The 11,479-nt window shown below is 62.7% G+C and carries 11 protein-coding genes; 7 read left to right on the forward strand and 4 right to left on the reverse strand.

Annotated features, from left to right (window positions below; genetic code table 11):
* Positions 1 to 30 precede the first annotated feature (30 nt).
* The 4 genes from AC1Q9F_RS00095 (at position 31) to AC1Q9F_RS00110 (ending at position 3,814) form a co-directional block, all read left to right on the forward strand.
* Entirely contained in the window at positions 31 to 1,365 is a 1,335-nt protein-coding gene (locus AC1Q9F_RS00095) for an epoxide hydrolase family protein (RefSeq protein WP_492619414.1), read from the forward strand.
* Positions 1,366 to 1,436: 71 nt separating this feature from the next.
* Positions 1,437 to 2,480, forward strand: a complete 1,044-nt coding sequence (locus tag AC1Q9F_RS00100) for an alpha/beta fold hydrolase (protein ID WP_492619413.1) — start codon at positions 1,437 to 1,439, stop codon at positions 2,478 to 2,480.
* 24 nt (positions 2,481 to 2,504) lie between these two features.
* Positions 2,505 to 3,014, forward strand: a complete 510-nt coding sequence (locus tag AC1Q9F_RS00105; RefSeq protein ID WP_492619412.1) for a cytochrome P460 family protein — start codon at positions 2,505 to 2,507, stop codon at positions 3,012 to 3,014.
* 23 nt (positions 3,015 to 3,037) lie between these two features.
* A complete protein-coding gene (locus AC1Q9F_RS00110) occupies positions 3,038 to 3,814 on the forward strand; it encodes an alpha/beta fold hydrolase (RefSeq protein ID WP_085688145.1) in 777 nt (258 codons plus the stop codon).
* 46 nt (positions 3,815 to 3,860) lie between these two features.
* Here the strand turns inward: AC1Q9F_RS00110 and AC1Q9F_RS00115 are convergent, their stop codons facing one another.
* A complete protein-coding gene (locus tag AC1Q9F_RS00115; protein WP_492619411.1) occupies positions 3,861 to 5,075 on the reverse strand; it encodes an MFS transporter in 1,215 nt (404 codons plus the stop codon).
* A gap of 134 nt (positions 5,076 to 5,209) precedes the next feature.
* Here AC1Q9F_RS00115 and AC1Q9F_RS00120 point away from each other — a divergent pair, with 134 nt between their 5' ends.
* The 3 genes from AC1Q9F_RS00120 to AC1Q9F_RS00130 all read left to right on the forward strand — a co-directional run bounded on the left by AC1Q9F_RS00120 (position 5,210) and on the right by AC1Q9F_RS00130 (position 8,394).
* A complete protein-coding gene (locus AC1Q9F_RS00120) occupies positions 5,210 to 6,025 on the forward strand; it encodes an AraC family transcriptional regulator (protein WP_492619410.1) in 816 nt (271 codons plus the stop codon).
* Positions 6,026 to 6,159: 134 nt separating this feature from the next.
* Complete coding sequence (locus AC1Q9F_RS00125; RefSeq protein WP_115077463.1) at positions 6,160 to 6,909, forward strand: creatininase family protein; 750 nt, start codon at positions 6,160 to 6,162, stop codon at positions 6,907 to 6,909.
* Positions 6,910 to 6,975: 66 nt separating this feature from the next.
* Positions 6,976 to 8,394, forward strand: coding sequence for an aldehyde dehydrogenase family protein (locus tag AC1Q9F_RS00130; protein ID WP_492619409.1), 1,419 nt, complete (start codon positions 6,976 to 6,978; stop codon positions 8,392 to 8,394).
* A gap of 57 nt (positions 8,395 to 8,451) precedes the next feature.
* On the opposite strand, the gene AC1Q9F_RS00135 is transcribed toward AC1Q9F_RS00130, so the two are convergent.
* From AC1Q9F_RS00135 to AC1Q9F_RS00145, 3 genes are all read right to left on the reverse strand, one after another.
* Entirely contained in the window at positions 8,452 to 9,885 is a 1,434-nt protein-coding gene (locus AC1Q9F_RS00135; RefSeq protein ID WP_492619408.1) for a catalase, read from the reverse strand.
* 136 nt (positions 9,886 to 10,021) lie between these two features.
* Positions 10,022 to 10,438: an organic hydroperoxide resistance protein gene (locus AC1Q9F_RS00140; protein WP_492619407.1), complete on the reverse strand. Its 417-nt coding sequence runs from the start codon at positions 10,436 to 10,438 to the stop codon at positions 10,022 to 10,024.
* A 40-nt stretch (positions 10,439 to 10,478) separates the two neighbouring features.
* Positions 10,479 to 10,883, reverse strand: coding sequence for a hypothetical protein (locus AC1Q9F_RS00145; RefSeq protein ID WP_492619406.1), 405 nt, complete (start codon positions 10,881 to 10,883; stop codon positions 10,479 to 10,481).
* Positions 10,884 to 11,479: the final 596 nt, after the last annotated feature.

Below are 11,479 nucleotides of genomic sequence, written 5' to 3' on the forward strand. Positions count from 1 at the left end.
TTTCGAATAATGACTACAAGGAGATCCATCATGGTTGCGGTTTCGTCCGGTCTTACCTGGCGCCATTGCCTGGCGTCTTCCATCAGGGGCGGCGCGCTCGGCCTCGCCGTACTCGCTGGCAGCAGCGGCGCCTGGGCCGCGGATCCGTCGCAAGCCATTCGCCCGTACACAATCCATGTGGACGAAGCGAAGTTGAGCGATCTGCGCAAACGCATCGCCGACACCCGCTGGCCGGACAAGGAAACGGTCAGCGACGTGTCTCAGGGTGTGCAACTGGCGCAGGTCGAAGCACTGGTCAAGTACTGGGGCAATGGCTACGACTGGCGCAAGGCCGAAGCGAAGCTCAATGCTTTGCCGGAGTTCGTGACCACCATCGACGGCGTCGACATCCAGTTCATCCATGTGCGCTCGCGCAATCCCAATGCGATGCCGCTGATCCTCACCCACGGCTGGCCGGGTTCGCAGTTCGAATTCCTCAAGACCATCGGCCCGCTAACCGATCCTGTGGCGTACGGCGGCAAGGTCGAGGACTCGTTCGATGTGGTAATCCCGTCGATTCCCGGTCATGGTTTTTCCGGCAAGCCGACCGAACTCGGCTGGGGCCCAGACCGGGTGGCGAAGGCCTGGGATGTGTTGATGAAGCGTCTGGGCTACAGCCATTACGTGTCCCAGGGTGGCGATCACGGTTCGGTGATTTCCGATGCACTGGGTCGTCTGGCGCCACCCGGTTTGCTGGGCATCCACCTGAACATGCCGGCCACCGTGCCGCCGGAACTGGTCAAGCCGATCAACAGCGGCGACCCGGCCCCGGCCGGGCTGACCGCGCCGGAGGTGACGGCCTTCAACTCGCTCAGCCAGTTCTTCGGTCGCAACGCCGCCTACGGCGCAATGATGGTGACCCGGCCGCAGACCATCGGTTATCTGCTGGCCGATTCGCCTGCCGGCACGGCAGCGTGGATGTATGAAAAATTCGCCGCGTGGACCGACAGCGACGGTCAGCCCGAGAAAGTCCTGAGCCGCGATGAAATGCTCGACGACATCAGCCTGTACTGGCTGACCGACAGCGGGGCGTCGTCCTCCCGTTTCTACTGGGAGAACAACAACAATAACTTCAGCGCCGCCGCGCAGAAGACTGCCGACATCAAGGTGCCGGTGGCGATCACCGTGTTCCCGCACGAAATCTACCGCGCGCCGAAAGTCTGGTCGCAACGCGCCTATCCGTCGCTGGCCTACTTCAGCGAAGTCAGCAAGGGCGGTCACTTTGCGGCATGGGAACAACCGCAACTGTTCAGCGAAGAACTGCGCGAAGCCTTCCGTCCACTGCGTGCTGATGCGCAGAAAACCGCTGCGCAGGCAGCCCGCTAGCCCTGCAATCCGCAAACCCTTCAACCCCAAGCCCGGAACCGCCGCCCGGCGGTTCACGAGGGAGACTCGGCATGACTGACTCTAACGCTGTAACTCCATCCCGGCGCGTGCTCGCCGTTTCGATGCTGGCGCTTGCGCTGGGCATTGCCTCGGCACACGCCAGCGCCGCCGAAGTGCCCGCCGGCAAGATCGACGCCATTACCGCTGGCACCAACGTTTCCTTCGGCGCGCTGAAACACGTCAAGGCCGGATTGCTGGACGTGTCCTACGCCGAAGTCGGGCCCGTCGACGGTCCGGTGGTCATCCTGCTGCACGGCTGGCCCTACGACATTCACAGCTACACCGACGTAGCGCCGGCACTGGCGCAGAAGGGCTATCGGGTGCTGATTCCTTACGCGCGCGGCTATGGCGACACGCGTTTCCTGTCTGCCAAAACCGTGCGCAACGGTCAGCCGGCGGCGCTGGCGAAAGATCTGATCGACTTCATGGATGCCCTGAAGATCAAGCAGGCCGTGCTCGGCGGCTACGACTGGGGCGCGCGCACCGCCGACATCGTCGCAGCGCTCTGGCCCGAGCGAGTGAAGGCACTGGTGGCGGTGAGCGGTTACCTGATCGGCAGCCAGGACGCCGGCAAGACGCCGTTGCCGCCGGCGGCGGAGTTGCAGTGGTGGTATCAGTTCTACTTTGCGACCGAGCGCGGCCGTCTGGGCTACGAAAAGAACACCCACGACTTCGCCAAGCTGATCTGGCAACTGGCCTCGCCGAAGTGGACCTTCGACGACGCGACCTACGACCGCAGCGCCGCCGCGTTGCAGAACCCGGATCACGTCGCCGTGTCGATCTTCAACTACCGCTGGCGCCTGGGGCTGATCAAAGGGGAAGCGCAATACGATCCGCTGGAGAAAAAGCTGGCGGCATTTCCCTCGATCGGCGTGCCGACCATCACCCTCGAAGGCGACGCCAACGGTGCGCCGCACCCACCGGCCGAGGCCTACGCCAAACGCTTCACCGGCAAGTACGAGTATCGGCTGATCAGCGGCGGTATCGGCCACAACCTGCCGCAGGAAGCGCCGCAGGCGTTCGCTCAGGCGGTGATCGATGCCGATCATCTCTGATTGCTGGCCTGAGGGGATCCGACGATGAAACTCAACCATTGGGCCGTGTTGCCGGCGGCCATTGCGCTCGCGGCACTGGCGGCCACCGGTGTCGCGTTGGGCGAGGCCGATGACGGCGACGCCTCGCCGATCTACGGCGTGAAACTGCCGAAAAACTATCGCCAGTGGGCGCTGATTGCCCCGGCTCAGGAAGCTGCGCCGCTGGATGAACTGCGCGCGGTGCTGGGTAATGACCGGGCGATCAAGGCTTACCAGAGCGCAACGCTGCCGTTTCCCGACGGCACGGTGCTGGTGAAGTTGGCGTGGAAACACGTGCAGTCGCCGGAGTTCGAGCCGGCCTCGATTCCGGGGGCGGCCACCACCGTTCAGGTGATGGTCAAGGACTCGCGCAAATACGCCTCGACCGGTGGCTGGGGATTCGGCCGGTTCATCAACGGCAAACCCGCCGATGAAACCCAGCACCAGACCTGCTTTGCCTGCCATCAGGCGCGAGTGCAGAACCACGATTTTGTCTTCACCCGATACGCCCCCTGAATCCGTCATACGAGGAAATCCAAATGAAAAAAACACTGACTGCACTGAGCATTGCCGTTGGCCTGTGCCTGGGCGCCAATGCCTTTGCCCAAACCGCCAAACCCACGGTCGTGCTGGTGCACGGCGCGTTTGCCGACGCATCGAGCTGGAACGGCGTGGCGAAGATTCTCGAAAAGGATGGCTACACGGTGATCGCCGCCGCCAACCCGTTGCGCGGCGTCAAGAGCGATGGCGCAGCGGTATCGGCATTGCTGAGCAGTATCCAGTCGCCGGTGGTGCTGGTTGGCCACTCCTATGGCGGCAACGTCATCAGTGATGCGGCCAACGATCATGCCAATGTCAAAGCGCTGGTCTATGTCAGCGCCTTTGCCCCCGAGGCCGGTGAAACCGTTGCCGGGCTGGCCGGCAAGTTTCCCGGCAGCACCCTCGGGCCAACGCTGGCGCCACCCGTTGCGCTGGCCGATGGCGGCAAGGACTTGTACATCCAGCAGAGCAAGTTCCACGATCAGTTCGCCGCCGACGTCCCGGCAGCACAAGCGGCCCTGATGGCCGCGACCCAGCGCCCGGTCACCGAAGCGGCGCTGAACGAGCAGGCCGGAACGCCGGCCTGGAAGCACATTCCGTCGTGGTACATCTACGGCGACAAGGACAAGAACATCCCGCCCCAGGCGATGGCGTTCATGGCCAAGCGTGCGGATGCCAAGGCAGTCGAGGTGGTCAAGGGCGGCTCTCACGTAGTGATGGTGTCGAACCCGGCACCGGTGGCGCGGCTGATTGAAAAAGCCGCTGCGGCCAACTGAAAACCTGCGACGTGCCGAGGCGCGTCGCAGAGTTGTCATCCTCTGCTCAGGCAGCGGACACCTGCGGCGAAGTTGCCGGTGCCAGCCTGAGCAGAGGGGTGATGCCGAGCATCAACAGCAGTACCGCGAACAGCAAGGTGTACGCCGGGCCATAGTGTCCGGCGTATTCGCGCAGGGCACCGAACAACAGCGGCCCGAGCGCGGCGATCAGGTAACCGATGAACAACATGAACACCGTCCACAATCCGGCCTGTTCGCTGGTGCTGGCGTGATCCAGCGGCAAGGTCATGGCCACGGTGAAACCCATGCCCAGGCCGATGGCCGCGAGCACCACATACAGCATCGGCCAGTACGCCGGCAGGAACGCCATGCCGCCCACCCCCAGCAGGGCCAGCAACGCCGACAACCCGAGCAGACCGCGCCGGTCGTGGGCCTTGCCCGGAATCAATCCCGCACCCACGCTGGCCACGGCGAACACCGCCGTAAAAATGCCCAGCAGGACGCCCGGGGAAACACTCGATGTGGCCGCTTCCACCGACGCTGGCGCCATCCAGGCGAAGAGGGCGTAGACCACGAATTGACCGGCACCGAAATTCAACGCGATCAACCACGCTTGCGGATTACCCCAGGGCAGGCGTTTGTTCGGGTTCGACGGCGATTTCACCGCTGGCACCGGTGTCGTAAAACGCCGCGCCATCCACACCCAACTGGCGATGGCGGTGAGGCACAGCACGCTCCAGAACCCGGCGCTGACCCGCCAGTCCTGCGCCAGCTCGGCAATCGGTGCGCTGAGCACTGCCGCGAGGGTAGCGCCCAGGCTCAGGCCGCCGGCGTAGATGCCCATGAACAGCGCCGGCCGTTGCGCAAAGTGGGTCTTGATCCACGCGCCGGTCATCGCGCCGGCAACCGCAATGCCGATGCTGGCGAAGAACGTGCTGCCGAGCAGGAAGAATGCATTCGGCGAGATTGCCCGCAGCAAGGTGGAAGCGCCCAACAGCGTCAGTGCGATCACCACACTGCGATCGATCCCGAAGCGCCTGGCCAGGCTCGGAACCACCAGCGCGAACACGCCCATGCACACGTCTGGAATCGAAGTCAGCAGCGCGGCCTGGGTGTAGCTCAACTGGAAGTGCTGCTGGATCAACAGCAGAATCGGCCCCACCGAAATGATCGGCGGACGCAGGGCGATGGACAGGATCAGCAGGCCGATCACCGCCGTGACGCTCTGCTGGTGGCCGGAGAGATTGCGAGTGATTGCCATGGGAAAAGCCTCATTGATGAACAATGAGCGCAAGGCTAACAATGGGCCGGCCATGGCAAATGCCAGGGTTTGTCGCCAAAGTGACAATCGCCGCTTTAACACGATCAAGGTGTGTTTTCAGGAGACGCCAGCCGATGAAACGAGAGGTGCGCAAGGTCATCGCCCAGCGTGAGTCCGCGCCGCGCAGCGAACGTTATCCCGACTATCAGGATGTGCCGCGCGTGATGACCGTGCTGGTGCGCGATCAGGCCACCGGTGAATACAACGAACCACACGTGCATCGACACGGGCAGTTGCTTTACGCCTCGAACGGCGTGATGCGGGTCGCTACCGAGCGCGGGTTATGGATCCTGCCGCCGAAGCGGGCGCTGTGGATTCCGCCCGGGATGATCCACGACCAGTTGATGCTGAGCGCAGTCAAGATGCGCTCGATCTACATCGAGCCGCAGGTCTGCGCAGGGCTGGGCGATCACTGCAAAGTGCTGGAGATCCCCGGACTGCTGCGCGAGTTGATTCTGGCCCTGGCCGAGCAGCCGATCGAGTATCCGCAGGAAGGTCGTAACGCACACATTGTGGCGTTGATACTCAGTGAATTACAGGGAGCCCGGACGTTGCCGATCGAAGTGCCGTGGCCGGTCGACCGGCGACTGGTCACGGTGTGCGAGGCGATTCTGCAGGATCCCGGACAGGACCATTCAATCGGCTATTGGGCCGACCGGGTCGGCGCCAGTTCGCGCACGCTGATTCGCCTGTTCGTCAATGAAACCGGCCTGAATTTCCGCCACTGGTTGCAGCAGGTGCGGCTGGCAACCGCCATCGATCGGCTCGACAAGGGACAGTCCGTCGGGGTGATTGCCCGGGGTCTGGGCTACGCCAGTCAAAGTGCCTTCAGCGCAATGTTCAGGCGGGTGATGGGCGAATCGCCCCGTGAATTTCTCGTCCGCGATTAGGACGTTCCGGCGATTCCGATACCTTCGTATTCTGTCGTCGAAGGGAGGCGGGTGGTATCAATGACGCTGCTGTTGCAGGTGCACTGAACACCCACCCTCGTTCCGCGAGGAACCTTCGAAGAGTGAGAATCCTGATGCTTTTATACCTATCGACCTGGTCCGAAATAGCCCAATTCCTGGAACGCAGCCGCACCATCGTCATCCCGATCGGTTCCAACGAACAGCACGGGCCGACCGGCCTGCTGGGCACCGACTGGATGTGCCCGGAAATCATCGCCCATGAAGCGCAGAAAAGCGCGGACATCCTGATTGCCCCGACCTTCAACATCGGCATGGCGCAGCATCACCTCGGTTTCCCCGGCACCATCTCGCTCCGGCCCTCGACCTTCATCGCCGCCATCGCCGACTGGACCCGTTCGCTGGCCGCCCACGGCTTTGAAAAGATCTTTTTCCTCAATGGCCACGGCGGCAATATCGCGTCAATCGAAGCGGCGTTTTCGGAGCTGTACGCCGAAGCGAGTTTCGCCCGGCGCAAGGCCGGCTTCGCCCTGAAGCTGTGCAACTGGTGGGACCTGGAAGGGGTGAACGAGCTGGCCCGTGATCAGTTCCCGACCGGCCACGGCATTCATGCGACCCCTTCGGAAATCGCCGTGACCCAATGGGCGTACCCCGACTCCATCAAGTCGGCGGACTACTCGCCGCAGATCGCCAACTGGGGCCCGATCCGTGAAGCGGCGGATTTCCGTGCCCGTCACCCGGACGGCCGCATGGGCTCGGACCCGGCCCAGGCTTCGCCGGAAAAAGGCCGGCAACTGGTGGAAATGGCCGCTCGCGGCCTGGTGCAGGAGGTGCAAGCCTTCAGCCGCGAATCTTTACCCGACTGAACCGTCGCCCTGATCAACGCCCGGATTTTCCGGGCGTTGCTGTTTCAATACCTTGGGAATATCGCCATGTGGACTATCCGTCACAGCTACATCGATGGCGCGTTCGTGCCCGTTCACGGCCGCGAAACGATCGACTGCATCAACCCGGCGACGGAGTCCGTCATCGGGACGGTCACTCTGGCCAATCGCGACGATGCCAGGCAAGCCATCGCCGCCGCCAAGCGTGCGCAAGTCACGATGGGCCGCACCTCGAAAGCCGAGCGCATCGACATGCTCAGGCGCCTTCAGGCCGCGGTGCTGGAGAGCACCGAAGACATACGCGACACCGCCATCGAGGAATACGGCGCACCGTTGGCCCGTGCGCAATGGGTCAGCCAGTACGCGTCGCAGTCTTTCGCCAACGCGGCGCAGGTGCTGGAGAACTACGAACTGGTCCGGCCTGTGGGCCGTGCAAGGGTGGTCATGGAACCGGTCGGGGTATCGGCGTTGTTCGCCCCCTGGAACAGCACCGCCGGTACGGTGTGCAGCAAACTGGCAGCGGCGATTGCCGGCGGTTGCGCCTCAGTTATCAAACCGAGTGAGCTCAGCCCGTTGCAGACCCAGGTGCTCGCGCTCGCCTTGCACCGTGCGGAACTGCCCAACGGGGTGATCAATATTGTCTCGGGCCGTGGCGGCGAAGTGGGCGATGAGATCAGCACCAGCCCGCACGTCGCGAAGGTCTCGTTTACCGGCTCCACTGCCACCGGAAAACTCATCGCCCGCGCCGGTATCGAGACGATGAAACGGGTGAGCCTGTCGCTCACCGGCAAATCGGCATCCATCGTGCTCGACGACGCAGATCTCGAAACGGTCATCCCCATGGCACTGAATGCCGCGTTCATGAACAACGGTCAGGCCTGTGTTGCCGGCACGCGGCTGTTGGTGCCGCGCAGGTGCTTGCTGCAGGTGATCGATCGGGTGAAAACCCTGGTCGACGCGACCGTGGTCGGCGATCCCCGGGACCCGGCTACCGCCATCGGCCCGTTGGTCAACCAGGCGCAGTTTGATCGCGTGCAGGGCTTTATCCGGCGCGGTCTGGAGCAGGGCGCGCGATTGATCGTCGGCGGGGAGGGCCGGCCTGCCGGGTTGAACCATGGCTATTTCGTGAAGCCCACGGTGTTTGCCGATGTCAGCAACGACATGGACATCGCCCGGGAGGAGATTTTCGGCCCGGTGCTGTCGATCATCGCCTATGACGATGAGGAAGACGCCATCCGCCTCGCCAATGCCAGCGTCTACGGTTTGCAGGCGTATGTGTTCACTCGCGTGGTGGAACGTGGCCGACGCATCGCTGCGCGGCTGGAGGCCGGTTCGGTGCTGATCAACCGGATCGCACCGGAGTTGCTCGCGCCGTTTGGCGGAGTCAAGCAGTCGGGGATCGGCCGGGAATTCGGGGTGTCGGGACTGGAAGCGTTTCTTGAAGCGAAAAGCATCGTAGAGGACTGACAACGGCAGCAGGGCAAACAGGATCAATCCTGCTTGCCCTGCTTACGTCATTGCGGATCAGCCCAGCGCTTCGATGGCCTGCGCAACGCCTGCACCGTAAGCCGGATCGGCGCGGGTGCAGTTATCGATGTGGCGTTGTCGGGTCTGGGCGCTGGCGCCATGAATCGAGCGCGCGGTGTTCTCGAACAAGACCTGTTGCTGGGCGGGCGACATGGCCCGGAACAGCGCGCCCGGTTGCGAGAAGTAGTCGTCGTCCTCGCGGTGATTCCAGTGCCCGGCGCTGCCTTTGAGGGCCAGCGGCGGTTCGCTGAAATCCGGTTGCTCGGCCCACTCGCCATAGCTGTTGGGCTCGTAGCCGATGGTGCTGCCCGCGTTCGCATCGGTGCGCATCTGGCCGTCCCGGTGATAGCTGTTGACCGGGCAGCGCGGCGCGTTCACCGGGATCTGATGATGGTTGACGCCGACCCGATAGCGCTGGGCATCGCCGTAGGAGAACAGGCGCGCCTGGAGCATTTTGTCCGGTGAGAAGCTGATGCCGGGCACCACGTTGGCCGGGTTGAAAGCCGCCTGTTCGACGTCGGCGAAGTAGTTGTCAGGGTTGCGGTTGAGTTCCAGCACACCGACTTCGATCACCGGGTAATCCGCGTGGGGCCAGACTTTGGTCAGGTCGAACGGGTTGATCGGGTAAGTCTCGGCATCCAGCTCCGGCATCACCTGCACGTAGAGCTTCCATTGCGGGAAGTGACCTTCCTCGATGGCGTTGTACAGGTCGCGCTGGGCGCTTTCGCGGTCATCGCCGATCAGGGTCGCGGCTTGTTGATCGGTCAGGTTTTCGATGCCTTGCTGGGTCTTCCAGGTGAATTTCACCCAGAAACGTTCGTTCGCCGGGCTGATGAAACTGAAGGTGTGGCTGCCGAAACCGTGCATGTGGCGGTAGGTGCGCGGCAGTCCGCGGTCGCTCATGACAATCGTGACCTGGTGCAGCGCCTCCGGCAGCAAGGTCCAGAAATCCCAATTGTTGCGGGCGCTGCGCATGTTGGTGCGCGGGTCGCGTTTGACCGCACGGTTGAGGTCGGGGAATTTCAACGGGTCGCGCAGAAAGAACACTGGCGTGTTGTTGCCCACCAGGTCCCAGTTGCCTTGCTCGGTATAGAACTTGATAGCGAATCCGCGGATGTCACGCTCGGCATCCGCCGCGCCACGCTCACCGGCCACGGTCGAGAAGCGGACGAACACATCGGTGGTCTTGCCCACGCTGGAAAACAGCCTGGCCTTGGTGAAACGGCTGATGTCGTGGGTAACGGTGAAGGTGCCGAACGCGCCGGAACCCTTGGCGTGCATGCGCCGCTCGGGGATGACTTCCCGATCGAAGTGCGCCAGTTTTTCCAGCAACCAGACGTCCTGCAACAGCATCGGGCCTCTCGGGCCGGCTGTCTGTACGTTGTTGTTATCAACCACGGGCGCGCCCGCAGCAGTTGTCAGCTTGTTCATGCGCAACTCCTGGCTTCTGTCGGTTTCCTGCCATCACATCAAAAGCCCCGGGCGCGATCTATTGCACCATGGTGTCGCCGGATAGCACCAAGGTGTGGTTGGAATGGATTGCGTTTTGGTGTCGGCAAAAGACGGATCAGGCGAGGGTGATGCTGACCTTGATGTTGTTGCGCGTGGCCTTGGAGTAGGGGCAATTCTGGTGCGCTGCGTCGATCAGTTGGTGCGCCACTTGCGGTTCGATATCCGGCAGCGACACCGCCAGTTGGGCCTGCAGGAAGAACCCCTGTTCCCCATGAGCCAGATCGACTTGCGCATCAACCATGGCTTGTGCAGGAAAACCGATCTTGCGCGCGTTGCAGGCGTGGCGCAGCGAGCCAAGGAAACAGGCCGACCAGCACACGGCGAACAATTGCTCGGGGTTGGTTCCGGTGCCGGGCGCGCCGGGTGGAGAAAGCTTGAGATCCAGTCGGCCATCGTGACTGCGTCCTGTGCCCTCGCGGCCTCCTGTGGTGCAGGTATGCGCGGAGTAGAGGGTTTTTTCGATATCGATCATGGGCATTCCCTGAAGAGCATTTCACAGCGAAAAGGGCGGTTCATGTTGCCCGTGTGGGTTCATGACATTCACGTGCAGACGCACCCGCCAGCGCGTCGGCCGTGGCCACGGCGTCAGTGCCGCGATGGCCCAGGTTGTCGAGTAGGATCGTGCGGGCGATCTCGATCAGCCAGGCGCGAAACGGAAAGCTCGGGTCATGGGCGGCCTGTTCCTGATAGAGCGCCCTGAAGGCTTGCTGAACGAGGCTGCCGGTGTCTTCGCGACGGATCCGCCCGGCCTGCACCTGACCTTCGTAGAAGGCGATGAGCAATGGGGTCACGGTCGCGAACAGCTGTTGCGCGTCACACCGGCCATGCCTGACGGCGCCCGCGACCAAGGCATACAGTTCGTCGTTGCCGAGCCGGTCGGCCTCGCACAGGCAATTGTCGCGATAACCTTCAGCCATGGTCGAATCCCTCGCAAAACCATCGTTCGACTGAGCGAGGCGACCGAAAAGGTTCGCAGGTGGCCTGGCGTTCAGCGGTGAGATTCAAGCCTGCCTTCACACCCGAATGACTGCCAGTTATGCGTTGTTAGCGCTTGTTAGCGCCAGGCTATTGCAGCGTGTGGCGCGGTGACTTTTTCGCTGGCCGGTCAAGACTCTGCACGGGTTTTCGATGACCGTTTCCTGGAGGAAACGGCAGAGCGGAGTTCGAGCATTTTTGACATCTCTGTCTCTTTGCCATCGTCACAATGACGTAGGAAACAGCTGATATTTATTTCACCGAATTCCTACATTTCGTTTGCTTCACCAGCAAAAAACGTGGTTATTATCCGCCGGCGCTCCGGGTCACAAACCCGGCGCCAGAAGATTGCCGTGCGTCCACAGACCCGGCAGTCGCAGCCGATCGGGACCACCCTGGCGCTGTCATCCCCGCGCAGGTTGTTCCTCGTCGTTGACCCTCAAATGGAAGTCGAGGTTTCAATTGGTCACGCGGTTTGCAATCGACGATGCAATGAACGGTGCGACGGATGTCGCCAGTGATTCAGCCCACTTTCCCG

This window comes from Pseudomonas sp. GW823-FHT04A03 (assembly GCF_058796615.1).